Below are 26239 nucleotides of genomic sequence, written 5' to 3'. Positions count from 1 at the left end.
ATTTAATATCTGAAAGTATTTTAGTGACTGTGTTAATAGAGTATTTTTTTGAAAAAATTTTCGGTCGTATATTCTAATAATCTAGAATTGTTGGATGGTGAGGGGGATATATTATAAATAAGATTTTTAATAGCTTCTTTGGCCTCTAAGCTATTGTTAATCTTGATTATAATGCCATCAGATCCAATGATGTCTCTTGCATAACCCACATCAGTGGATATTAGTTTACAGCCAAAGATGCCTGCTTCCAATAATACTCTAGGACCTGTTTCACTAGGAGATAAGTTAATAAAAATATCAGAGTTTTTATAGTAGCTGAATAGTTTTTCAGAAAAAGGTATATATCCAGTAAATTCAAAATATTCTGTTAGATTATATGTGTTAATAATACTGGATACTTTGTTATAGTAATCTCCGTTTCCAATAATAGTAACTTTAAAATTAGTTATATTATCTTTCACTAGAAGGTTCACTGCGTCAATAAGCACATCAATACCTTTAGATGGGCGAATGTAGCCTACATAAAGTATCGATATTTTTTTATTTTCTATATTGTTATTAATAATTGATGAATTAGTTTCGTTCTCTATTATTATGTCTGATTCTAATAGTGCACTCTCAATAACCTTATTTATTCTACGTTTAACAAAAAACGGTGTGTTTTTAATAGGGACAGGACCGTTTGATGACAGTCGACAAAATATTGATGCTATATTTGTTAGATAATATTCAGGAAGGAATGTTATGTAACGAAGATATTTGCTTATAGGTGTTGAGTTTGCATTCGAAAATATCGCTGATTTAGGATCAGAAATATAATGCATACACAATAGCGTCTTTTTTGATAAAACTCGCTGTATAAGGACCAATATCCAAATGAAAGGTTCATAGGTTCTAATGTAGCAATGATTGGTTTTTTTTCTAGCTAGAGTTAAAAATGCTTTAATTATAGATGGAAGCTTAAAAACAGAATGGGTATAATTTGTAAAGTAAGGTATTGGAATTATGGTGATTTCATTGCTTAAAAAAGAGAAATCATGTTCTTCCTGTCTAACTTTACTAATTTTACTCGCCAAGTAAATTTCACTGAAACCTATATTTTTTAACGCTTTAAGGTATTGGGCATGAACGGATGGAAGCCATAATTTACCATCGCAATCAATGTAAACATTCCAATTACAGTACAAAGATATTCTATTATTCATTTTATAAATTCAGTTTCTTGTTAGTTAATGCTGTATTTATAGATAGCAATATAAATAAGGATTGAAAGCTATCAAGCAAAATTGCACCTTTAAAGTTCATAATGAATATATATAATAAAATTAAAGCTGCTATCCATTTTTCTGATGTTAACCTGGGAGGAAGTATATGTTTCCAACCTACAATAGATAAGATGGTTAATATCCAAAAAAATAAACCAATATATCCAATGGAAAATAATATTCGATACCAGCCCACATCAATGTTCATGTAATAATCATTATTATCTCCAAACCACCTTGAATCACCTAATAATGAAAAGTCAGCTAAGCTGAATTTAAACATCTTAACATTAGTTTGAAATGAACCTGTATTTGTTCCAGAAACAAATAGCTCAGTTATCCATCGAATAAAAAATTCTTTAAACTCTGTTGGAACAAAAGAGATAATGGTAATTATAAATATTATTATTAAAAGCAACGATAGAGAAATAAACTTAGTAAACTCTTTTATAGTGGAAATTTTTATAAGAATTAATAAGAAAACTAGGATCCCTAAGAATGCTGAACGAGCAGATATAACAGCTGAGAGAATTATAAATATTAGAATTAAACTTTCTCTCAAGTTTAATTCTAGCTTTCTGTTTTTTTTATAAAAAACATATAGTAAAAAACAAATGGCGCATAACATTTGTACAAAGCTAGTTGAGTAAGCTGAAAATCCAGTTATCCCTATCATTCGTAAAGACATTAGCCCATCAAGTATTCCATCACCTTTCATTAGTTTCAAAGTATCTAGATTTATTAGTGATAGATAAGACATTTGAAAAGGTTTAACGATTAGCATGGAAATAATGAGGAGGCCATTGATTAACCCTGCATAGCCAATAGATTTTAAAAGTAGTAAGTGGCTACTTTTAAAAATGGATTCATAGATAGGGAAAAAGAAAAAACAAATTGTTAAGTAAATAAAGGAGCTTCTTAATAAGAATAAATCTATCGTTCCAAGGTTTAATGAAAGGCTAAGTGTGGAGATCAAACACAAAATAATAGAAAAGACAATAGCTGTTCTAAACTTTAAAGTAAATCGCTTCTGCAATATTGAGTATAGGGACGCATACAAAATCATTACGGCTAGCGAGATATAACTAGTAGGTATACCTAGTAAAAAATTATAGTTGACACCATAAAGCATATATAGCACTAGTAAAGTGCAAAAAGATAGATGCGTATTCGTTATTTCTTTCGTCGTTGTCATTTTATAGTTTGAAAAATTTATTTATTTCGCTAAGAAAAGAGTTTATAACTATTTTTTTTGGAAATTTTTTAATATTCCAGAGAAAGGATAGACATTTAAATCTCAATAGCAAACTTATATAAGCAGAGCAAACCCATTCTTGCTCATATTTATTTAAAGTGGCGTGAATGTTACTCAATGCTTGCTTTATCGCACTTTTATTTTTTTGTATATATAAAGAATATAGCTTTGCACTATCAATTAAAATTTTCTTTTGTCTAACTCGCGATAGGGAATTAGGTAGAATTCTATATCTGAATAATATATCATCAACATTCCCAAACTTAGCACCTGAATTGAACATTTGAATCCAGAGATTTAAATCTTCTGCATATTTTTCAGTACCACAACCGTATTTTAGTTTGTTTTTTGTAAGAAATTCTTTATTCATCAGAATAGATGGATGGGCAAAGGGAACATTGCTAGTAAGAGCAATAGTTATCATTTCTTGTGTTGTTGGTACCAATCTTAACCCTATAATATTATTAGTTTCATTTATCTCAAAATAATGGCATCCACAAATGTCAAACTTAGTTTCAAGTAAATAGTCTATCTGTTTTTGTAATCTATTGGGTAGAGCAATATCATCAGCATCCATTCGGGCAATAAATTTACCTTTAGAAATATCTAATGCCTCATTTAAACTACTAATAAGCCCTTTATTTTCTCTGTTAATTGCAATAATTCGTTTGTCTTTTGTTGCGAAATTTTTAATAACATCATAGGTAGAGTCAGTTGAACCATCGTTAATAATTATTAGTTCAAAATCAGTAAAGGTTTGATTTAAGATGGACTCAATGGCATATGATAAATAGTCCCCTCCATTATAAACAGGAAGTATAATACTAATTGTAGGTTCGGTGATTTTCATATTTAGCGTCTCAAGATTTTTTTCAGTATTTTTTTTGTTCCCGTCAATTCAATACACTTAATTATAATCTTTCTTATTTTATATTTAAAAAATAAAAACTCCGAACTGACTTTCGCTTTTAGAAAATAAAGATTTGAGTTCTCCTCAAAAGAAGATAATAATTTTATATCTATAATATCTTTCTCCTCATTTCTGTTTTTCTTAAACTCTATGAACGCTAAGGGACTAATAATTTTAAATCCATATATATGAATGTGGTTTTTTTGATCTAAAAATAAATCAATTAGTTCTTCGTTATAAAATTTCAAATAATCATTATGTTTATCAAAAAAAGGAATAGATTTATTTTCAAGTGATAAGTAATCTAAATCTCTTGGTTCTCTTAAACCTAAAGCTCCGAGTAAAGTACTACCATCTAATAATACGTCAGAACTATCAATATTCTGCTGTTTCATATTCTTTGAAAAAGAGTCAATTTTAGTTAATAGAGATTTATATTTATAATGGCTTGTGTTGACTATTTTGTCAAAATAGATATTGTAAACGTAATTTAGTAATGGCAGCGAATCTATATTATTATCACAAATATGAATAGAATGTTTTCCTATTCCAATTTTGCTTCGTATTTCATCTTTTAAAATAACAATGCTATCTTCTTCAGCAATTTGTAAAATAAAAAAATTAGCTGGGTGTTTGTTTTTACCTAGGCATGGTATAACTTTTCCCCATGCTCCTTTAAAGTTATTCGCTGCAGTACCTAGCCAACTCTCTTTTGAATATGCTTCGCAAACTATGTTATGGCACCCTTCTTTTGTAAGGATAGTGCTCCTGATGTCAATGAGTCTGTTTTGAAATAATTCGGATAAATGCTTTGGTAATATTCCAGATGCAGGCCATGTAACACCTAAGATATATTTTTCACTAACATTAAATAGTTTTATAATTGCTGAGTTTATATATCTTTCATCAAAATGATATTTTCTAAAAAAACTAATATCATAATTGACGTCTTTTATTTCTGGAATTAGCACTACTTTTATGTTAGCGCCAAAGTATAGTGCAGCAGCTATTCTGTGAGCTCCATTTATTGGTACTAAATTATTAGTAACAGGTATGAGAGATGTATTTTCATTGAAGCCATCCTCTGAAATCGAAGTGCAAATAGCTTTGAATTCTTCTTTGAATGCAAGTAAATCTAGCTTTGTTTCAGAGCCAAATTCTTTGAATGTTCCTTGGGTCATACATCTAATATGTTCTTTGTATAAATTTTCAATGGAACTTGAGCTTTCTTTTCCTAAAATGTGAGGAATACATATTAATTTTAGTATGATGTCTAGTCTTTTATCAAGAGCTAGATTTTTAGGAGATATTTCAATAACTTCATATTCAGTTGATGTTAGGTAATCCTTATACATACACCCAATTTTAGATAAAATATGTTTTTTATTAAATAAAGTCACGTTCAGATAGCCTTGCTGTTATGGTTTTTTTAGATAGGTATATTGGAACCAAGTATCCGATTAATAAAGCGAGTGGGAGAAGATAATATGATATAGGAATAAGTAAAAACATAAATAAAACTGAAGTAATAGAACCACAAGTCAGTATTAGCATTCGTTCCTTTTCCATTTTTAAGCCATTTAATATATAAAGATATATCCATAACTTGCTCATGGGATACAATAAGGTCATTAGTGTAAAATAATAATAAATCCAAATATATATATCGTTATAGTCAATTTTCAAGTCATAAGTCAAATATTTACTAAAGCTAAAAAAATTCACTAATTGATATAAAATAAGAGCGGTAAGTAATTGAAGAACAAAAACTATTGTTATTGTTTTTGTTGCTTTTCTTGTGCATGTTAACTTTAGCTCATCTATTTTTGCGGATTTTTTTTCCTTTCCATACAGAAAAAAATGGGATTCATAATAATGTATGGTATTGGATATTAATAAATAAACTGAAGATGTTAGTCTGATGCAGATACTGTAAATCCCATATACATATTGTGGAATGATATAGTTTAATATAATTCTATCAATGTTAAAAAATAATGTTCTAGATGCGATTGATAGTGTATTCCAAATGTCATTCTTTGTATTTTTAATTAAGTTGGATATAGATATAATTTGGCTATCATTCTTTCCTAAATATGTTTTTCTTAAGAAAAAAAGAGCAATAATGAAAATTATTATACTTCCAAGTAAGTAGTTTTGAGCCCAGGAGATATAATTTTTTTTATTGATGAGTATATCTAGGCTAATAATTAAATTTATTACTCCACCTAAGAATTGAGATATGGCAGATTTTATTTGGTTGCCTGTTGTATTTATTACTGCGTATAAATAACTTGGAAGAACCGAGCCTAATAATTCAGCTACATATATATATATGAATAATTTAGTATCCTTTAGGTAAAAAGACAACATTAAAAATAATGCCGATATAAATAGAGTGGGAGAAATGAAATAAAATAATATACTCTTTAAGCTTTCTCCTGATTGTGCTTTTCTAATTGTGCTATTATACGAACCTAAAGGCGCAAAGGTTGATGCGATAGTAGCAAAGGATAAATAAAATGCAATACTTCCATAGTCATCAACACCGACAGCTTTAATTAAAATTAAGAATGCAATAAATCTTAACAAAGCAGCACTTGATGAGCCTAGAACATATTTTAAAAGCATTAAATTCTCTATTTAGCAGTTATGGATTGTCGGTAGCTTTCAAATTAGTGTTATCAAACCTAACTAAGATTATTTCAGAAATCCCATAGCTACCGCACTGGGTTATCGGGTCCCAGAGCGCCATTGAATTTCAAAATTTAGTGTTTATTAATTGAAAATACTGCACTTTTTACAAAATCGCTCAATTAATAAACACTGCTTATGATAGCCTTCCCATATAGGTTGGCTCGTGCCGTAAGCACAATCAATCAAAAGCCCTTAATAATAGCACTAAAGTATCGGAGTGACTATCGATGTGAGAGGCCTAAAAATCACTACTTGTCTATAATCTTCGGATCACTTTTTTGAAACCATTGAGTGACTTCTTAGCATACTTCTCTATCAAAAATTATTAATTTCATATTGGGTAGCACATTAGTTTGAGCGATATCTATACTTGGCGAACAACTTAATAGTCAAGAAAAAGCATGCATACGGCGAGATAGTATAAAAAATAATGATAATCACAGCAGTAACTTGATGTATGTTATTAATATATCAATAGAACACGCTCGTGTGTTGTGGAAAAAGGTAATTACTCGAATAACGATGTAATCACTGAAATATAATATTTATAAGAATTGTCTGAGCTATTTCTTACTTACAAGTATATGTAGTAAACCCGTGTAGGCAAATATTGCACAATGTTTGAAATGCTAATTGCACACTGTTTGTGAATATGAATAAGTTAATTATCAGTCAGATTGAGTTTGGTAGGGAATATTGCTCGAAATAAGATAGGAATATATGGCTGATATATAAAAAGGCCTTTGGCACATGAGCACCAAAGGCCTTCATAATGCAAGATTAGCGCCCGTGTTCTGGTAGCCAAATCTGTAAGCGTAACCCACCTAGCGGGCTGTCGTCTGCTTTCACCCAGCCTTTATGTTGGGAAATTGCTGTTTCAACAATCGCTAAGCCAAGCCCTGTACCACCGGTTTCTCTGTCGCGAGCTTCATCGGTGCGATAGAACGGTCGGAAGATATGCTCGCGGTCAGCAGGACTAACCCCCGGGCCATCATCGTCAACAGTGATCAAAATACCGTTATTTTCTTCTTTGAAATCAACCGCAATATGGGTGTTTGAATAACGTAGCGCATTACGCACGATGTTTTCAAACGCACTACCAATGGCGGATGGATTGCAATATAACGGCCATGAACCTGGGGGCGATGTGACATCCAGCGTCTTGTTCATCTGCTCCGCTTCAAAGCTTGCATCATCAAGAATATCTCCCCATAACTCATCGGCTTTGATGTGTTCGCGAAGAATTTCATTTTTATGCTGACTGCGAGAGAGCACCAGCAAGTCATTGATCATGCTATCTAAACGGTGAGTTTCTGTTTCGATGCGTTCCAGTTCTTTACTCTCACCATGGCGGCGACGTAATAATGCCGTCGCGAGCTGTAATCGAGTGAGTGGGGTGCGCAGTTCATGGGAAATGTCAGAAATCAATCGTTGCTGAGCTGTGACCATGCCATCTAACGCACTGATCATCTGGTTAAAACTGTTACCCGTTGATAAAAATTCTTGGGGACCGGATTCTAGCTCTGGGTGTGGGCGCAAGTTACCTTTTGCTACATCGTCCGCCGCCATTTTTAATTTACGAGCAGGGCGAGCCAAGCTCCATGATAGCCATAGTAATAGCGGTGCGCTGATTAACATGGTGGCAATCAAGAGTAAAAACGGTCTATCAAACAATAGGTTAATAAAGTCTGACTGCGGGCTGCTTGCCGGGCGAACTAAATAGAGTTGGTAGTGATCTTCACCGTCCCGTATAGAAAATGGGCCCAAAATCTCAGCGCGTCCGTACTTTTTCTTCTTAGGGTGGTCAGCATTATCGGATTGACCAATAAAGTTGCGGATCACCTGCATTTCACTCGGCATCGCGCCGATCACTCGGCCTTCGCTGGTCACGATAATCAGCCGTTGACCTGGGGGGGCCCATTTTTTGATGGCGTTGGAAATCCGTCGCCACCAAAGTAGGTCGTTCATTGGTGCTTGTGCGAGTTCGGCTTCGATGTGTTGCTCAAGCATCTCCCCTTGGCGTTGCTCACTTTCCATCAGGACGGTGAGCTGCCGAGAGTCGAGCTTAGGCACCATCAGCACGAGCATTAAAACCAGTGCGAGGGTAAACCAGAAAATCGCAAATATTCGAGCTGTTAAGCTGTTGATCATGTGGCAGAAACCATCAAGTAACCGCGTCCGCGCAAGGTTTTAAACCAAGGTTGACCATCGGTGCGTTCTGGAAGTTTGCGGCGCAAGTTTGAAATATGCATATCGATAGCACGGTCAAATGGCGTGAGGCGCTTACCCAAAACTTCTTGGCTTAGATGCTCTCTTGAGACCACTTGCCCTAAATGCTGGGCTAATAGATAGAGCAAAGTAAACTCGGTGCCCGTTAAATCAAGGATTTCGTTGTCGAAGCTGGCTTCTTGACGACCTGGATTGAGCTGTAATTTGTCCACTTGTAAGGTTGGGGTGTTGCTGTTATCCCCTTGAGTTTGTTCGCTCCAGTTTGAGCGGCGCAGTAACGCACGAATTCGCGCTACTAACTCCCTATCGTTAAATGGTTTGGGTAAATAGTCATCCGCGCCGAGTTCTAAGCCCAGCACTTTATCTAATTCACTGCCACGCGCCGTTAGCATAATGACTGGCGTTTGGTGAATTTGGCGTAACTCTTTTAATGTCTCAATACCGTTTTTCTTCGGCATCATGACATCGAGTAATAATAGGTCAATGGATGAATCGATTTGCTGTAATGCTTGCTCACCGTCATAAGCGATGACAACATTGAAACCTTCCATTTCCAGCAGTTCTTTTAAAAGCGACGTGAGTTCACGGTCGTCATCAACTAATAGGATTTTATGCATTAATTAACTCCTCCAACTGCCAAAATACGATAACAATCTTCACGTTTCCATGACTTTACGTTCTTTTACATGCTCTGACGCTAGTTTGCAGCCGACCGCGTATATTTAACTCCATTGAATCACGAGCATCGTTCGGAGACAAGGTATCTAAATGCAAAGAATAGTACACAGAACAAAACACAGTTCAGTACATAAAACAGCCGCATACGTTTTAGCTTCTGCATTTGTTTTCGGGCCAGTCGCTGCGTTTGGTGAAGCATCTGAAAGTAGTGTTAATGATGAACCCTCATTAGTGCTTCAAATGCAACCGGACCAGCCACTGCAAACCACACATATTGCTATTCAATTTCAGACTCCTGAATCATTAAATAGCGACGAACGTGCCAGTGAATTTATGTTTAATGGTATCACGTTGAGTGAGAAACAGCGCCAACAGCTTCGTGACTTAATGGCTACCCAGCGCCACCGTCATAGTGAAAATGTTGCCTCAATACAAGAGCGTGAGTCATTACACAAACTTATTATAGCGGATCGCTTTGATGATAAAGCTGTCCGAGCGCAACTTGAGAAACAATTGCAAAAAGAACTGGATGAACGCGTTGAGATGGCACGTATCCATCATGAGCTTTACCAGTTACTGACGCCAGAGCAGAAGGCGCAGCTTGAGCAAATCAATCAGCATAAGTTCGTTGAATATCAAGTTATGCAGTAGAGATTCCTAGTAGTGAGTGTAGTTGAGTTTTTTAAAGCCTGTAGTTGCATTTTTAAGTTGTATCGTTGAGTTTCGAAGTAAGTAGTGAAGTAGCAATAACTGAAGTTTTTCCTTGCCATAGACACCATCCCTGTCTTTTATAGCCCCTTTTTAAGGGGCTTTTTTTTATTTATCAATTTAACGACAACTTTAGATTGTCTATACATTCACTTTCCACGTACTATCTTTATTTCCAACGATTATTCTGAACACTTGCAAAATAGATTTTCACACATCCAAAGAGGTCATATTGTGCCATGATCCAGAAACTTACTGCTCAAGATTATAAAAAAATGCCTTGGAAAAATGGGCAAGGATTTACGTTAGAACTCGCGAGAAGCCACGGGGAAGGGCTAGAAAACTTTGACTGGCGAGTGTCAATTGCAGATGTAAAATCCGCGGGCTCATTCTCTTTCTTCCCAAATAAACAGCGCATCATTGGCGTACTGGAAGGTACTGGAATTGTGCTGCAGATAGATAAAAAACCGCCCGTTTCTTTATTACAAAAGCAATTTCACGCCTTTAATGGTGAAAGTGATGTGTATGCCGAATTAATCAATGAAGCCATTCGCGATTTTAATTTGATTTATAACCCTGAAAAGTATTCAGCTCGGCTGCAGTGGGTATCTTGTGAGTCGGCAAACTCGTGGATCAGTAATGGAAACTGTGTACTGATTTTTAACTTACAGGGCAAGCTAGAGTTGCAGGTAGACGGCCAGCATTCGGCCTTAAATGATTTTGAAACCCTATTGGTCGAAAAAACAGGCGCCCCTACGCAATATATCGCTTCTCCTGAGCATCATGGGGACTTTTGTGTGATTGAGTTATTTGAAAGATAACGCTACAAAGCTGTTTAAGCCATTTTGGAATGATTTAACTCAGTCAAATCGCGACTATTTGGTTAGCGGATAATTCTGATAATTTCACTCTTAAGACAAAATTGCTATCAAATTCATAGATTCCTTATTTAATGGCTTTATTCTTATTGTGATTTTAAACAGAATCTTTAGGCTGTATCTTCGAATCGTTATTAAAACGAGAATGGTTTATAAAAAATAGTAATATAATTTTTGTAGCAAGGAAAAAATAAGATGAAAATGAAGGCGCTTGTTGCGGTCGCAGTTTCTGCGGTCATTATGACTGGCTGTAAGAGTATGGATACTGGGCTGATGACCAACTCTGGAATGCAATTATTCCAAGCTGCGACATTATCTGATGCAGATGTTAAAAAATTCAGCGATGACGCTTGTAAAGAGATGGACGCAGAAAACAAAATTGCGCCAGCTTCAAGCAAATACACTCAACGCTTAAACAAAATTGCTAAAGCACTGGGTAGTGAAGTTGACGGTACTCCGGTTAACTATAAAGTTTACATGACCAAAGATGTGAACGCATGGGCAATGGCAAATGGCTGTGTACGTGTATACAGCGGCCTGATGGACATCATGAACGACAATGAAGTTGAAGGCGTTCTGGGTCACGAAATGGGTCACGTTGCTTTAGGTCATACCCGTAAAGCAATGCAAGTTGCTTATGCAGCAGTTGCAGCACGTACTGCGGCGGCAGCATCAGGTAACGATGTTGCGACTCAATTAAGCTCGTCACAATTAGGTGAGCTGGGTCAAAAACTGGTTAACTCTCAGTTCTCTCAACACCAAGAAAGCCAGGCAGATGATTTCTCTTATGACCTGCTGAAAAAACGTGGTGTGGATACCAAAGGTTTAGTGACTGGTTTTGATAAATTAGCAAAACTGGGTAGCAAAGAAACTAGCATGTTTGATTCTCACCCACCATCAGATGAGCGTGCACAACATATCCGTGACCGTATCGAGGCAGATAAAAAATAATTTTTATCTTAAATGATATTAATGGGGAAGCTAAGGCTTCCCTATTTTTTATCTAACATTTGAGTTTTACATATAGCCTGCATTTTATCTTAATTCTGGTGGTGAAAATAAAATCACAAATCAGAACTTATCCAGTTGTGCTCTTGTTCGACGCTGCATATCTTATTAAGCAAATACGATTAAGAATTTTTTATCATTGTTTTATTTGTGCTTGATAAGAGAGCAAGGAAAAAAGATGGAAAAAATACAGCGAATTTCTCTGCTGGCGAAAGGAATGGGAATGCTGTTGTCCGGTACTTGTCGTTTATTAACGGGTGTCCGTACACGTTGGGTTGGATGCCAACCGGCTATTACCCCCCGCATCTACTATGCCAACCATTCAAGCCACCTCGACGGGTTGGTTATCTGGTCAGGGCTGCCACCTTTAATGCGCCATTTTGTTCACCCTGTTGCCGCGAAAGATTATTGGAATGGCACGCCATTTCGTCGCTATCTCGTCAATAAAGTGTTTCGAGCCGTATTGGTGGATAGAAAAGGGGATAAACCTGCAAAAGAGTCTGTCCTTGAGCCGCTAGAAGCAGTGCTTGCTGCAAACCACTCATTAATTTTATTTCCAGAGGGAACTCGAGGAGATGGTGAGGAGCTGGGTAGCTTTAAAAGCGGGATTTATCATTTAGCGAAAAAATACCCCAATGTTGAAGTCGTCCCAGTGTATTTGGAAAATTTAAATCGAGTGCTACCGAAAGGAACGAAGCTCGTGGTTCCAGTTATCTGTTCAGCAACGGTTGGGAAGCCACTATCCCCACTGACTGAAGATGAAAATAAGGCAGATTTTTTACAAAGAGCGAAAGTTGCACTTGAGGAGATGATGCCATGAGTCTTTGGGATCGTGAATTAGTACTGCTGTTATCCGGTGTCTTCGGTATTCTAATGGTTGCCAGCGTGATAGGGGGTATTCTGGCATACCGTTATTCAGGGGAAAAAAGTAACCCAACCATCGATAACCTAAATGCGCGTATTCGTGCTTGGTGGGTGATGTGTATCGTCTGCGTTTTGGCCGTGGTGCTTGGGAATATCGGGGTCGTGATCCTATTTGCGTTGATCTCTTTCTTTGCATTAAGGGAATTTATTACGCTAGCGCCGACCCGCCGTAGCGACCATGAAGCGCTATTTTGGTGTTTTTTCGTATTTCTTCCTTTGCAATATGTACTGGTTGGGATTGAGTGGTATGGGATGTTTTCGATTTTTGTACCCGTGTTTGTCTTCTTATTTTTACCGACGCGTATCGCATTGGCGGGGGATACTTACCACTTTCTTGAACGCACGGCGAAAATACAGTGGGGTATGTTGGTCACGGTATTCTGTTTGAGCCATGTACCCGCTTTGTTGATGTTGAATATTGAAGGTTATCAAGGGGAAAACGTTAAGCTGCTGCTGTTCTTAATTGTGGTCACGCAAATTTCTGATGTACTGCAATATGTATTTGGTAAGTTACTTGGCAAACACCCCATTGTGCCTAAGCTTAGCCCAAATAAAACTGTCGAAGGATTTATCGGTGGAATATTAACGTCAGTGCTGATTGGTATCTGTTTGTACTGGGTAACACCTTTTAGTTGGTGGGCAGCTGGGTTAATGTCATTGGCGATTACGTTAATGGGCTTTGTCGGTGGGCTGTGTATGTCCGCAATTAAACGTGACAGCGGGATCAAAGACTTTGGTGCCATCATTGAAGGGCATGGCGGAATGTTAGATAGAATTGATTCCCTGTGTTTTGCCGCGCCAATTTTTTTCCACTTAACGCGTTATTTTTATACCTAATTACCTGTTATAAATAGATTTTGAACTGTAAAAGCACCTTAGGGTGCTTTTTTTATAGGAAAATGTCTCGCATCTTGCAATGATGGAGTCGCACTGAGATTAACATGCTATCATCGAGACTTAATTTGTACTTCGAAGTAAGATGATTACGTTGAGTGGGTTGGTTTTCGTTATTTGAGCTAAAATTATGTTATCGAGATCACAAGAAAACATAAAAGTTGGCGGGAAAACCCATGCATAATCCTTGCTTTGTCGTATTATTTCATTTGTTGAATCAATTCAGCAAAATTATTTGCTGAGTTTTAGCGGTTAATCCGTTAGCGAGTCGCAATGAATATCAGTGCAGTGCGGTGGTTTTTTCATAGATTTGCAATTTATGTTCATTAATCAGAGGTCATCATGGTCAAGCAGATTAAAAGAATTGGAGTGTTAACGAGCGGTGGAGATGCACCGGGTATGAACGCAGCGATTCGCGGCGTAGTGCGTGCAGCTCTCGCGGAAGGTTTAGAAGTGATGGGTATTTTTGATGGATACCTCGGCCTTTATGAAAACCGCATGAAGCAATTAGACCGTTATAGCGTTTCGGACATGATCAACCGTGGCGGTACATTCTTAGGCTCTGCTCGCTTCCCTCAATTCCGTGATGAAAAAGTCCGCGCGGTAGCGGTTGAAAACCTGAAGAAAAACCACATTGATGCACTGGTTGTTATTGGTGGTGACGGTTCTTATCTTGGTGCTAAATGCCTAACTGAATTAGGTTTCCCATGCATTGGTTTACCGGGCACAATTGATAACGACGTTGCGGGAACAGACTACACCATCGGTTATTTCACCGCGTTAGAAACCGTGGTTGAAGCGATTGACCGCTTACGTGATACATCGACTTCTCACAAACGTATTTCCATCGTTGAAGTGATGGGGCGTTATTGTGGGGATCTCACCCTATCTGCGGCAATTGCAGGTGGCTGTGAGTTTTTAGTTCTGCCAGAGCAAGAAATGCCATTTAACCGTGAAGAGTTACTGTCGGAAATCAAACGTGGGATTGAAAAAGGCAAGCGCCATGCGATTGTCGCGATCACCGAGCACGTTTGCGATGTGGATGAGTTAGCAAAATATATTGAAGCAGAAACTCATCATGAAACGCGTGCAACCGTATTAGGGCATATTCAGCGCGGCGGTTCCCCGGTTGCTTATGACCGTATTTTGGCTTCTCGCATGGGCGCATACTCTATTCAGCTGCTGCTTGAAGGTTACGGCGGGCGTTGTGTGGGGATCCAAAATGAAAAATTAGTTCACCATGATATCGTGGATGCGGTCATGAACATGAAGCGTGTCTTCAAGAAAGATTGGCTGGAAACAGCGAAAAAACTGTACTGATTTTTTACCTCTATTATTGCAAATCTCACCGGTATGGTTGGCCTTATGTTGACCATATCGGCGAAGATTGCCCTTGTTCCCTTCGATATTCCTCTTATTTATAAGATTTACCTTTTCGGTATTTCCCGTTGCTGTTGCTATCTGTCAGCCTAATTCCGTGTTCAATTAATGGAGAAAAGGATGATGGTACGTTTCTGGCAAAGTTCACGCTATCCCATAGCGGCATTCTCTTTATTATTATTAACAGCAGGGGCATGGGCGAAAGATATCCAAATTTTAAACGTCTCTTATGACCCGACCCGCGAATTTTACCGCCAATATAATCAAGAGTTTGGTGATTACTGGCAAGCAAAAACGGGGGATACGGTAACGGTGCGCCAGTCTCATGGTGGTTCCGGTAAACAAGCCACTTCGGTGATTAACGGATTAGAGGCAGATGTGGTAACGCTAGCCTTGGCATACGATGTGGATGCGATTGCACAAAGTGGCAAAATTAATCCTGGCTGGCTGAAAAAACTGCCTGATAACTCCGCCCCCTATACCTCGACCATTGTCTTTTTAGTGCGTAAAGATAACCCGAAAAATATTCGCGATTGGGATGATTTAATTCGCAAAGATGTCTCGGTTGTGACACCGAATCCGAAAACATCGGGCGGTGCGCGTTGGAATTATTTGGCGGCATGGGGATATGGATTAGAAAAAAATCATAATGACCCAGAAAAGGCTAAGCAGTTTGTGAAGCAACTTTATCAAAATGTTGAAGTACTAGACTCTGGCGCGAGAGGGGCAACCAACAGCTTTGTCGAGCGTGGAATTGGTGATGTATTGATAGCATGGGAAAATGAGGCGTTGTTAGCCATTAATGAATTAGGCGCGAAGGGGGATTTTGAAATTGTTACCCCGAGCATTTCTATTTTGGCAGAGCCGACCGTTGCTGTTGTCGATAAAACGGTGGATAAGCGAGATCACCGTGAAGTGGCACAAGCCTATCTGGAATTTTTGTATTCACCGAAAGGGCAAGAAATTGCTGCGAAAAACTATTATCGTCCCCGAGATGCTCAAGTAGCCAAAGAATATCAAAACCAGTTTCCACAATTGAAATTACTCACCGTGGATGCAAATTTTGGGGGGTGGCAATCAGCGCAGAAAACACATTTTGCTAATGGTGGGATCTTTGATGAAATCATTCGCCGCTAATCGCTAACGATTTAAAGACAACATTAAACTCCTAACCGTCCGCTATAACGGGCGGAACGGCTAGGAATTTATAACTGCCAAATAGTTATTGCTACCAGCTATATTTCACGCCAAGCTGACCGAGATACATCGTTTGTTTATTACTGTTCCCTGATGTTTTTTCACTGCCTTTTGGGTATTTCCATTTAGTGGGCTCATAGGCAACGCCGCCCCACAATGCGAACTTCGGTGTCACTTTGTATTCCACTTGAGTTCCAATACGGTAGCCACTGCGTAGTTGCTGAGTGATCGAGCCTCTATTGTTGTAGTCATTATCATTAATGAGATAGCGGAAATAAGGGGAAATGCTCCAATCTTGGTTGATAGTCACGGGTAAGCCAAGGCGAATTTGGCGTTGTAAAGATTGGGTGGTGAACTCATTATCCCATGTTTTATCACTGTAATAGCTGGCCTTGGCTTTAATGCTATCGGTAAGTTTGTAGCTAATGCCAACTTCAGATTCAAATTCGTAGCGATTGGCCTCATAGAAATTACTGTAGTAGTAAAGTGCGCCCCAATAGTTAAATGTCCATCGTTCATCAAGGTTGATGGAACCGGAAGGCATAACCCAATAGAGGCTGTTGGATGAGCGGGCTTTAGAGCCTGGCGTGCCGTCATTGGATTCTTTTCGGTAAGTGAAATTGATATCGAGGTTGGAAATTTTATCTTTGATAAACTGTTTGGTTAAACCGATTTGGGTTCGATTACGAATGTAGGAATCTCGGGAATTAGCGAAGTTTTTTCCGTGATTTCTTAACGTTTCTCGGTGTTCGAGATCAAACGACCAAGTAGATGCCGGATTACTCAGCGATAACTTACCTATCATACTGGCTTTGTCATACACTTTGTTATTCAGTGAATCTCGCTGACCTTGATACTCTTCGAGTTCGACATACACATTGGTTTTGATGCGCCAATGGTCATCACTGGACTGAGATTGACTGGATTGAGAATAGCTGGCGATAGGGAAAATGATTGCTGTGCTAAGAATTGCGGTATTAAGAATTAAACCCGTTATAGACTTCATATTCATCCTTTATAGAATGCTTTAATTATTTAATGATTGAAAATCAATGAGCTCACAAATTAATTATAATAAGCAAGGTATTTCGGGCTCTTTGAAGAATAACGGTACTATAATTACTATAACTACTATAATTAATAAGGAGCCATTGATTTTTATTACGTAACTAATTTACTAAATAAAGAATATCAATCATGAAAAGTCGGTGAGCCGACACAAGCAATCTAAATGAATTATCTTGATTCTGTCTATGGTTATTTTTTGATGGTATAGGTAGTTAAATTAGTGGGTTAGTTAATATTTTATTACCTAATGGATTGTGTTTATTCGATTTTTATTTATATTTTTAATGAAATTGAAGTTTGTCTGATACTTATTTTTCTTTTATTTTATAATGCTTTTTTAAATATAATTGAATGTTTTATATTTTTAAATAATAATTTTTTAAATTCTTTTATTACTATTTTTATTTAATGGAAGGCAAAATAAAACCGTCTATTTAATGTTAAATTAAAATAGACGGTTAAATAAAATAATTAAATATAGAACTTAATTACTTTTCTTTTTTTGCTTCAGCTGCTGCTTTAACAATCACCGCAAAAGCATCTGCTTTTAAGGATGCGCCGCCCACTAAAGCACCATCGATATCTGGTTGAGTGAATAACTCAGCCGCGTTGCCTGCGTTAACAGAACCGCCATATTGAATGATCACTTGCTCTGCGACTGCCGCATCTTTTTTCGCGATATGGCTACGAATAAATTTATGTACGGCTTGTGCCTGCGCTGGAGTTGCAGATTTACCCGTTCCGATTGCCCAGATTGGCTCATAAGCGATAACCGCGCCTTGGAATGCTTCTGCACCTAATGTGTTCAGGACAGCATCGATTTGACGAGCACAAACTTCTTCCGTCTTGCCCGCTTCGTTTTCAGCTTCGCTTTCACCGATACACAGAACTGGGATTAAACCTTGTTCTTTCAGCACGGCAAATTGTTTTGCAACGAACTCATCGCTTTCTTTGTGATAAGTACGGCGCTCTGAGTGACCGATGATGATGTATTTTGCACCGACATCTTTCAGCATTTCAGCCGAAATTTCGCCAGTGAATGCGCCAGACAGGTTGACGTCAACGTTTTGTGCGCCTAATGCAATGCGGCTGCCAGCGATAGCGTGTTTAGCCTGAGTTAAGTACATTGCTGGTGGTGCAATTGCTACGTCACAGCCATCAACGCTGCTCAGTTCATTACGCAGGCCGGCAATCAGTTCATTGACCATCTGGGTACTGCCGTTCAGTTTCCAGTTACCCATTACCAATGGATGTCGCATGTTATTTCCTCCAACCAAAAAGTTTGAATGATTTATCGATTAGTTTTTCATCACGCGATCAAGGTATTACGCGCAACGAGACGTTTCTGTCGCTGTTCTTGCATTATAGGAACAATGGATAATAATAGCTTTGCTTTTCATCATGCTTATTGCTAGAGCGTGATCATCATCCATTTCGCGTGTTTGTTGCTCTCAATTATTTACTGTTTTCACTCGTTCGTTGTTCTAGCTTAATCGGTTCAACAGCAAAAGTAAGCACATTATTGTCACTTTTTACCAAAATATATCGCAAGGCACCTAATCTCGCTTCTTCCGCGCGAGTTGGATTTTGATTGGCCATAAACTTGTTCAGCGCTGCGGTCAGCTCTGGGGCTTTATCCAGAGAAACATTGGGGTCAAATTGATGAATAATCGCAATAATATAGCGCTCAATTAATTGGCGACTTTTTTGGGCGTCAGCTTCGTTATCTGAGGGTAATAATGTGATTTGTAAGCTTTTAATTTTCTCACTACCCCGTTCGAGGACGGCAGATGAGTATATTTGTTGATTAATACGTGATGCGGCGCGAATGTAGGGCGCGGAAATATCTTGGCTAGCAATCACTTTGTATTCGTGAAGATACAAATCTTTATAGGTTTGATTAAATTGACTACGTAACTCTGGGATCGTGAGATTAAAGGTTGGCGCATCAGGTGCTAAATAGGCGACGCTTAAGTTGGTATCAGGTAACGTCGGAACCTTTTGAGAAAGTGCCATTTGTGGAAAATAGCACACAAAAGCGGTTATGATGATGGACATGGAACGGAATATTGGTTGAGCCATTTTTTCTGCCACTTATTCTTCAGAGATTAATATTGTATCAGGATTACACACAATGACATTACTACAATGGGCTTTTTCCTTTAAAGGCAGAATGGGGCGACGACCATTTTGGGCAGGAATTGCAGGCTGTTTTATTTTGATGACCCTGATTTCTCTTTTTCAAAATGCGTTTTCATTACCGGATATTGTTGTGATGGTGTTGTTTATTTTATTACTGTATCCCCTTGCAGCAATCTTCACCAAGCGTCTGCATGATAGAGGTAAACCAGGGGGATGGTTTGCTTTAGTCGTGTTAGCTTTTGCCCTTTTTTCCTTCGATGTCAGTCAATTGGCGGAAATTTGGCAATGGGGGATAGGGCGCTTTCTTCCCTTACTGATTACAATGATGATGCTGATTGATTGTGGCGTTTTTGTGGGAATGGAAGGTGAAAATCCGTATGGGAAAAAGACAGATAAAGTAGATTACCTGTCTTAATCGTTAGGCTATTACCAGTACTGTTCGCTGGTAATATGCCCCGGCTTACGGCGTAGATGTTTGATAAGCCCGTGAGTTTCTTTGAGTGTATCGCGAGTATCACGTACCATTTCTGGGTTGCCACATAACATAATGTGACAATTTTCTGCATCAATCGGCAACCCAACAAACCCTTCCAATTGATGATCGGCAATTAATGCGGGAACCCGCCCATATAGCGAACCAGATACGTGTTCACGGCTCACGACGGTGACAATGCGTAATTTCCCTTGGAATTGCTGCTCTAATTGCTGCATGAGCGGCAGGTAACTCAGATCTTTTTGATAACGCACGGCATGCAGTAAGACGATTTTTTCGAAGCGTTCGAGCCCTTTATTCTCTTGTAAAATAGAGAGAAATGGACCAATAGCCGTACCTGTGGAGAGCATCCAAAGATGTTTACATTCAGGAATTTCATCCAGCACAAAGAAGCCAGAAGCCTCATCGGTGATTTGCAGTGTATCGCCGATTTGTAGCTCAGCTAGCTTCGGGCTCAGTTTTCCATTGGGAACAATGACGAAATAGAACTCAAGGCGGTTATCGCTGGGAGCATTCACATAAGAGTAGGCGCGGGCAACGCGTTCCCCATCAATTTCAAGGGCGAGTTTAGCAAACTGTCCTGCAATAAACGGTTGAATAGGCGCATCTACCACTAAACTAAACAAGGTTTCTGTCCAATACTTGGCTTCAACCACTCGACCTGTCACCCAATTTGCCATAAATTTGTCCCTCTTATCGAAAAAGCCTCAGAGAAAGTATTCAACAGTGTTAATTATTTAAGATATACATTGCTGAACTTAATAGGATTTCATACTAGATCAGTTCATTGTTTATGCTTATCGATAAAGTGTTTTAGTGGATTGTTCTGTAAATGAGGAGTTTGGTAATTTTAATGTACAGTTAAGTTGACAGGGGTGGCGAATATTACTGCCAAAGCGAAGTAAATTAAAATGGTGTCCTACCTCGAAAAATCCATAAATTTTGTTATCTTTATCACACAAGAACAACATCAATTGTTTGCTGGTTATATAATTCCAATGTAATGGGCAAAACAACGAATAAAAATCTATTATTTAATCCTGAGTGCAACCGTTCGTGTTATTAAACTTTAATAATACGGCACTATTGTGTGCTCAGGAATTGTGAGTGTCTGAGAGCAAAATGAGAAAGCTTGAAAATTTTAATCTGTTGCTAATGTTGATTGCCCTCGCTGCGGTTGGGCAAATGACTCAAACTGTTTATGTCCCAGTTATTGCTGAAATTGCGGTGTATTTCGGTGAACCGTCGGGTGCCGTACAGCGTGTTATGGCAGCGTATCTGTTTTCTTACGGTTTTTCCCAACTACTGTATGGTCCGTTATCTGACCAAATCGGTCGCCGTCCGGTGATTTTAGCCGGGTTATCTATTTTCTTAGTGTCAACGATTGTCGCTATTTTTGCCCCAACCCTGACGGTATTGACGGTTGCAAGTGGGTTACAAGGCTTAGGCACCGGGGTTGCAGGCGTGATGGTGAGAACCATGCCGCGCGACTTGTATAAGGGCACAGCGCTACGTTACGCCAATAGCCTGCTTAATATGGGGGTGTTAGTGAGCCCACTGTTAGCGCCTATGTTTGGCGGGATTCTGGCGCATTTCTTTGGCTGGCACGCCTGTTATATTTTCTTATTCCTGTTGGGGGGAGCGGTGTTGTTCAGTATGTATCGCTGGATGCCGGAAACTCGTCCTATTTCACCTGAAAAGCATAATTTAGTGGCGTCATACCGTGAATTATTATCTAACGGTTCGTTTCTTTCGTATTTGACGATGTTAATTGGTGCACTTGCTGGGATAGCGGTTTTTGAAGCCTGTAGCGGTGTATTGATGGGCGGCGTTTTAGGGCTAAGTAGCATTACCGTGAGTATCCTATTTATTCTGCCTATCCCTGCGGCCTTCTTTGGTGCTTGGTACGCAGGACGTGAAGGCAAAAATTTCTCAACGTTGATGTGGCAGTCGGTACTGATTTGTCTGGCTGCGGGTATCATGATGTGGATACCGGGTTGGTTTGGCATCATGAACACATGGACACTGTTAGTGCCTGCCGCCATTTTCTTCTTTGGCGCAGGGATGCTATTCCCGTTAGCGACTACTGGTGCGATGGAACCTTTCCCTTATTTAGCGGGGGCTGCGGGGGCATTAGTGGGCGGTTTACAGAACGTGGGCTCTGGTGTCGCAACGTGGGTTTCCGCATTAATGCCACAAAATGGCCAGTTTAGCCTTGGTTTGCTGATGTTCTTGATGTCGATGTTAGTGGTATTGTGCTGGCTGCCATTAGCTCACCGTATGAGCCACACTGAACGGATGGTTTAATTTAACGTATTGTTTAAGATTCATGTTCAGGGGGCAAATAAGCCCCCTGATTTTTATCGTTTCACTGTCTTTTCACTATGCGACGAGTGGTATGAAATGTGCTGATTCAACCCATTGTGCGGCTACCTGTTGCGTATTGAGTGAATCTTCTTTTATGCCTGCCATGTGTGAAATCAGTGTGTTAAATTCCACGGGGCGGTCATAATTGAGAAATTCTCGATTTTCAGCAAGGGTCCCTTGGTCATTTTGCTGTATCCATACAGAGCTAGCTTCAACATCGTCCTGCAAGTGTTGGTCGATATACACTTTGATTCCTGCAATATGTAAATCTGGGGTGCTGTCTATGGTGCCTTTTACCGTCAAAATACTACCTTGGGCTGAAAGATACCAAGGCTCTACAGGCGTATATTCTCGAATTCCACCTTGCTCATCATAAAGGCAAAGGGTTACCCAGTAGGTATTATCCGAGGAGCCCAGTTCGCCAATATCAATTTGTTGATTAATGTGCACATCAGACAGTAGTTGAGTATCCGACAACGCAGTGAGATGCGAGGATAATGAATCAGGATTTTCCTCATATAAATCAAAATGATTTAGAGAAATAAATGTTGCTTGAGTCTCTACAGGGGATGAGGTCAAGGAAAAATATTGCTGATGTAATCGCCCATTTTCGACCCACTTCGCACATAAAGCTTGGTTATCTTCACTGACTGACCAAAATAGCTTGCTACCGCGCCAGTAGTTATCCATCTGTAATTTTGTCGGTAGCGGTTTACCATCACCGTGTACAAATAGTCGATTTGCCAGTGATTCAGGGTTTTTATACTGATAGATGGCGGTATCTGATTCATTCTCTGTTTTAATAATGTCGAGGCTAACTAATTCACCTTTATTGGCGATATTCATGTTGAGCTCGTTATCTTGCACGGCGACTTTTAGGTTTTCAGTGAGGAGTCCTGACGGCGTTTGATAGGTTACTATCAAACTGTAAATTGAATCACGGTGATCTTTTGGAACCAGATGGCCGATTGTTTGGGTAATGTCCAAGTGACTATATGGGTGAAGCTTACCGTCGGATAACGGTAATAATACCCCCGTAAGTTGATAGACAGGTAAATATTCACGCTCTATTTCACTTTCATCAATTCGAGATAAAAAGTCTTGCGCTTGCTGGGTTAAATAATCCGAATGAGCGAGAAAAGCATCATACTGGTCGGTGTAATGAGAATAATCCACGGGATACATGGCGGGATATATTTCATCGCTTTGATTTTCTTGATAGTAAGTGGTGTATTGCTGGCGATTTTGGTCAAATGCGAAGTTGCCACCATGGCTTTTCGTATCATAGGGATAACCTTCTTTTGTGGTATGCCCCAAGCTTAGCCCATGCCCAAAGACCTCATGCCACAGAATACTGGGTTTAATATAGCCTCCGCCAAAGTTATGGGTCGCTAACCCAGCCACACCTGATGTTCCTCCCTCCATAGGAAAACGTTCAACGGATGAGTAGAAAAACTCGGAATAGAGTTTGGTGCGACGTGCCGCTTTCTTACTGTCGTAGTAAGCCCAGCCAATTTGAGATCTTGATGGCTCCATAATATTCTTTTGGGCATCATACCTAGGGTGTATTAACGTTGAGTTGTCGGTAAATCCCTCGTCATCTTTGATGATATACGGATATAAACCTGTTTGTTGAGTGAGGGTAGGGTAGCTAAACAGGGTTAATTGATGTGTGGGAAGTTTGGCTGAAGCTTCTAAGCCCCAACTCAGTGGCGAGTAATTATAAATTCCATGCCCTTTGCGGTAAAAGCTCTTGTGAGTGACGTGGGTAGTCATCGGTGTGACCGATTTCACCGTGGGGGAAAAAAGGCCATCAACCTGAGTATATGGCTGGGTGATGGGCTTATCACCGACCTTGATCTGAATTTGCATATCAGGCTGGACCCATTTGCCTTTTATGGGGGCGGTATAACTCTTGCGATGCATATTTTGCGCCTCCACACTGGGTGTTGTGAGCGGGGTATCGAGGCTGCTCGGTAGTCTAGATGGGCCAGTTAAAATAATACTTTCCAGCTCATTGCCTTGTTTATCAAAAATCGTGGCCACAATATCAGGGGCGTTCGCTGCGGATGGGCTCGTAATATCGACTTTTAACAGCGCCCACCGATCAGCGGTTAAACTAAAATAAGGGTCATCAGGGGAAAGTAAATGGGTTTGCGCCAATTGAATACGATGAACCTGAATATCATCTGGAACAGTCTGATAACGCAATGATGGTTGCGAATACATCGGGTCGGGGAGTGAAAAGGTACGCTGCCCGGGAATGGAAATCTGCGGCGCATCTTCCGCCTGTAACTGAATCGACATCGGAGCTGAGGTACTGCCATCCTCCATCACCGCAATCACATCAAATTGGTCATGTCCTTTAAAGGCTTGGTGATTGTTTGGTGTATATAGCCATTCACCTGTTTGCTGGTTGAGCTCAATTTTCCCAAATACAGGGGCTTCAATAAGATGAAATGACACGACTTCATCAATAATGGGTAAAGCACCAGAAATCGCACCAACGACAAACTGATTAGCCAGTTCATCGGGGTTCTCTGCAACTAAAATAGGATGAAGTTGCTGATTTTTTAGTTGGAATTGAGAAATTAACATGCCATCACAGGTGATAACGAGCTGTTGGTTGGTGTAGTGCACTGCAACGGTGGGTAGCTCATGCTGAGCCAATTGGTGATTAATATGGCTTTCAATTTCAGTCGCTAGTGCTTCCCAAGAATTTTGATGAGATAGCTCGATATCATCCAGCCTCAAAATAATGTTTTTGGGAGAGCTATTGATAATGATAGAGAAATAATGGCTATTTTTTAGTGTTTGGTCTGTTAACGTCAGGGAGTTTATCGATGTCGCTGGCAGTGATATTGATTGCTGAAAACCATAAGGATTCAGAACCGCGGAGATTGCAGGCGGCGAGTCAATAATAGTTGGCTGATTGTAGTGAATGGCCGAATCAGGGATAAACTGGATTGACTTTTCCCCCGGAAGTCCCCAGCCTAGCCGAATTTTTGGCGGGGAGCCTTTCGTGGTTGTGGTGATTTTAAAGGGAATTTGCTGACCTGCTTTAATGTTATGTAGGATAATTTCACCAAATTCATCGTGTTCGGTGAGTTGCCGAGTTTGCAGATCGATTTCAAACGTCAGGCCATCCCCATGGTATAACGTGTCCAAATGGAGGTGAATAATTTCAGATTCAGGGGGGGGTGATTACGCCTTCATAAACCCAGACTGTGTTTGTTGTATTCTCAGGTAACCCACTAGCATAGCGAGATAAATTGGGAATGGTATGCGTCGTTTTTTCTATTCCTTGGAATGTGTTTTGGTAGGCTGTGACGTGCATTCCCATTGATTTTTTTTCCATCTGGGTTGCCAATGGGGTGCTGTCAATTTCAATATCTTCCAGCTCATCAAGTAGCTGCTGGATAGGTAATGAAACTTCTTTTTTATCATCGACAATGATAATTAGACCGCTACCCGTCAATTCAAGCCAGTGACGAATAATCTCAACTTGTACGTCGTTGGCATCACAGGAAAGAATGACAGCATTATAATGACGATGCCATTGTCCACTTGGGAGTAATGGGTCGGCAAGTTGTGCTTGAGAGCGAGGTTCCCCGTCACGCCATTGAGTGGGGGAATTAAAACTATCAATCCATAAGTTATGCAGTTGATGGAAATCGAAACCTGAAAAGTCATCCTTATCTAAAGCACTTAATAAGTAACTTTGGTGTTGTTCTCCCGGTAAACGCGGTTTATCCAGTAGCCAATTCATGAGGTCGAAAGTTGCTTGCCCATCGTGTGTTTGCTGAGGATTGGATTTTAATCCTTCAAAATGGGCACTATCTACATGGATTTTAGCCACACGCCCTCGAGATCTGTATTGGCCAAGTTGTAGTTGGCCGCTCTTTATTGCTTGAGATGTCAGTTGCACAGAGTGCTGATTTGTCGAGTTGAATGGGTTTTTTTTGCGGTTATCCATAACCAAATCTCCTGAAATAAAAGATGAAAAACGCTATTGCAGGAAAGAATTCTAAATAAATGGGTTGGTACTTTCTAATTTATTATTAGTCTAATAATTGTATTTTTATTTATAAGCTAATTAGTTTTACTGCCCTATAAAAAAGCAGTGCCGGAGCACTGCTTTGACTG

Annotated in this window: 22 protein-coding genes; 9 read left to right on the top strand and 13 right to left on the bottom strand. The window is 39.3% G+C overall.

Annotated elements, in window-relative coordinates; translation table 11 throughout:
* Positions 1-32: 32 nt before the first annotated feature.
* The 7 genes from LDO51_RS05770 to cpxR all read right to left on the bottom strand — a co-directional run bounded on the left by LDO51_RS05770 (position 33) and on the right by cpxR (position 8973).
* Entirely contained in the window at positions 33-1205 is a 1173-nt protein-coding gene (locus tag LDO51_RS05770) for a glycosyltransferase family 4 protein (protein ID WP_225576672.1), read from the bottom strand.
* A gap of 1 nt (position 1206) precedes the next feature.
* On the bottom strand, positions 1207-1983 hold the full coding sequence (locus LDO51_RS05765) for a hypothetical protein (RefSeq protein WP_225576670.1): 777 nt from the start codon (positions 1981-1983) through the stop codon (positions 1207-1209).
* Positions 1984-2461: 478 nt separating this feature from the next.
* Positions 2462-3370, bottom strand: a complete 909-nt coding sequence (locus tag LDO51_RS05760; RefSeq protein WP_225576669.1) for a glycosyltransferase family 2 protein — start codon at positions 3368-3370, stop codon at positions 2462-2464.
* A 2-nt stretch (positions 3371-3372) separates the two neighbouring features.
* Positions 3373-4830 (bottom strand): hypothetical protein, encoded by a 1458-nt coding sequence (locus LDO51_RS05755; protein WP_225576668.1) that lies wholly within the window; start codon positions 4828-4830, stop codon positions 3373-3375.
* Complete coding sequence (locus LDO51_RS05750) at positions 4817-6061, bottom strand: oligosaccharide flippase family protein (RefSeq protein WP_225576667.1); 1245 nt, start codon at positions 6059-6061, stop codon at positions 4817-4819. Before LDO51_RS05750 ends, LDO51_RS05755 begins: the two co-directional genes overlap by 14 nt.
* Before the next feature lie 846 nt (positions 6062-6907).
* Positions 6908-8278, bottom strand: a complete 1371-nt coding sequence (gene cpxA, locus LDO51_RS05745) for an envelope stress sensor histidine kinase CpxA (protein ID WP_154638635.1) — start codon at positions 8276-8278, stop codon at positions 6908-6910.
* The gene (gene cpxR, locus LDO51_RS05740) at positions 8275-8973 is read right to left on the bottom strand and encodes an envelope stress response regulator transcription factor CpxR (protein WP_006660535.1); all 699 of its coding nucleotides are present in this window, start codon (positions 8971-8973) and stop codon (positions 8275-8277) included. The genes cpxA and cpxR overlap by 4 nt, the downstream gene beginning before the upstream one ends.
* A gap of 151 nt (positions 8974-9124) precedes the next feature.
* On the opposite strand from cpxR, the gene LDO51_RS05735 reads away from it, so the two are divergent.
* The 7 genes from LDO51_RS05735 (at position 9125) to LDO51_RS05705 (ending at position 15963) form a co-directional block, all read left to right on the top strand.
* Positions 9125-9685 carry a Spy/CpxP family protein refolding chaperone gene (locus LDO51_RS05735; RefSeq protein ID WP_225576666.1) on the top strand — a complete coding sequence of 187 codons (561 nt, stop codon included), beginning with the start codon at positions 9125-9127 and terminating at the stop codon, positions 9683-9685.
* 296 nt (positions 9686-9981) lie between these two features.
* Complete coding sequence (locus LDO51_RS05730; RefSeq protein WP_225576665.1) at positions 9982-10563, top strand: HutD/Ves family protein; 582 nt, start codon at positions 9982-9984, stop codon at positions 10561-10563.
* A gap of 252 nt (positions 10564-10815) precedes the next feature.
* The gene (locus LDO51_RS05725; protein WP_225576663.1) at positions 10816-11571 is read left to right on the top strand and encodes a M48 family metallopeptidase; all 756 of its coding nucleotides are present in this window, start codon (positions 10816-10818) and stop codon (positions 11569-11571) included.
* Between the two features lie 235 nt (positions 11572-11806).
* Positions 11807-12448 (top strand): lysophospholipid acyltransferase family protein, encoded by a 642-nt coding sequence (locus LDO51_RS05720; RefSeq protein WP_225576662.1) that lies wholly within the window; start codon positions 11807-11809, stop codon positions 12446-12448.
* Positions 12445-13389 carry a phosphatidate cytidylyltransferase gene (locus LDO51_RS05715; RefSeq protein WP_225576661.1) on the top strand — a complete coding sequence of 315 codons (945 nt, stop codon included), beginning with the start codon at positions 12445-12447 and terminating at the stop codon, positions 13387-13389. The genes LDO51_RS05720 and LDO51_RS05715 overlap by 4 nt, the downstream gene beginning before the upstream one ends.
* Positions 13390-13788: 399 nt before the next feature.
* Positions 13789-14766, top strand: a complete 978-nt coding sequence (gene pfkA, locus LDO51_RS05710; RefSeq protein WP_132497045.1) for a 6-phosphofructokinase — start codon at positions 13789-13791, stop codon at positions 14764-14766.
* Positions 14767-14949: 183 nt separating this feature from the next.
* Positions 14950-15963, top strand: a complete 1014-nt coding sequence (locus LDO51_RS05705) for a sulfate ABC transporter substrate-binding protein (RefSeq protein ID WP_225577228.1) — start codon at positions 14950-14952, stop codon at positions 15961-15963.
* A gap of 91 nt (positions 15964-16054) precedes the next feature.
* Here LDO51_RS05705 and LDO51_RS05700 read toward each other — a convergent pair whose 3' ends face one another.
* From LDO51_RS05700 to LDO51_RS05690, 3 genes are all read right to left on the bottom strand, one after another.
* A complete protein-coding gene (locus LDO51_RS05700) occupies positions 16055-17035 on the bottom strand; it encodes an OmpG family monomeric porin (protein ID WP_225576659.1) in 981 nt (326 codons plus the stop codon).
* Between the two features lie 544 nt (positions 17036-17579).
* Positions 17580-18350: a triose-phosphate isomerase gene (tpiA, locus tag LDO51_RS05695; RefSeq protein ID WP_225576658.1), complete on the bottom strand. Its 771-nt coding sequence runs from the start codon at positions 18348-18350 to the stop codon at positions 17580-17582.
* Between the two features lie 196 nt (positions 18351-18546).
* Entirely contained in the window at positions 18547-19173 is a 627-nt protein-coding gene (locus tag LDO51_RS05690; RefSeq protein ID WP_225576657.1) for a DUF1454 family protein, read from the bottom strand.
* A 52-nt stretch (positions 19174-19225) separates the two neighbouring features.
* Here LDO51_RS05690 and LDO51_RS05685 point away from each other — a divergent pair, with 52 nt between their 5' ends.
* Positions 19226-19648, top strand: coding sequence for a DUF805 domain-containing protein (locus tag LDO51_RS05685; protein ID WP_225576656.1), 423 nt, complete (start codon positions 19226-19228; stop codon positions 19646-19648).
* An 11-nt stretch (positions 19649-19659) separates the two neighbouring features.
* Here LDO51_RS05685 and fpr read toward each other — a convergent pair whose 3' ends face one another.
* Positions 19660-20406 carry a ferredoxin--NADP(+) reductase gene (gene fpr, locus LDO51_RS05680; protein WP_225576655.1) on the bottom strand — a complete coding sequence of 249 codons (747 nt, stop codon included), beginning with the start codon at positions 20404-20406 and terminating at the stop codon, positions 19660-19662.
* A gap of 442 nt (positions 20407-20848) precedes the next feature.
* Here fpr and emrD point away from each other — a divergent pair, with 442 nt between their 5' ends.
* Positions 20849-22033 carry a multidrug efflux MFS transporter EmrD gene (gene emrD, locus LDO51_RS05675; protein WP_225577227.1) on the top strand — a complete coding sequence of 395 codons (1185 nt, stop codon included), beginning with the start codon at positions 20849-20851 and terminating at the stop codon, positions 22031-22033.
* 75 nt (positions 22034-22108) lie between these two features.
* On the opposite strand, the gene LDO51_RS05670 is transcribed toward emrD, so the two are convergent.
* Positions 22109-25261: a hypothetical protein gene (locus tag LDO51_RS05670; RefSeq protein ID WP_225576654.1), complete on the bottom strand. Its 3153-nt coding sequence runs from the start codon at positions 25259-25261 to the stop codon at positions 22109-22111.
* Between the two features lie 22 nt (positions 25262-25283).
* Positions 25284-26069, bottom strand: coding sequence for a hypothetical protein (locus LDO51_RS05665; protein ID WP_225576653.1), 786 nt, complete (start codon positions 26067-26069; stop codon positions 25284-25286).
* Between the last annotated feature and the right edge of the window lie 170 nt (positions 26070-26239).

The sequence above is a fragment of the Providencia alcalifaciens genome (genome assembly GCF_020271745.1).
GTDB lineage: Bacteria > Pseudomonadota > Gammaproteobacteria > Enterobacterales > Enterobacteriaceae > Providencia > Providencia alcalifaciens_B.
The sequence above is the reverse complement of the archived record's forward strand: the minus strand, read 5'-3'. Positions and strand labels throughout refer to the sequence as shown.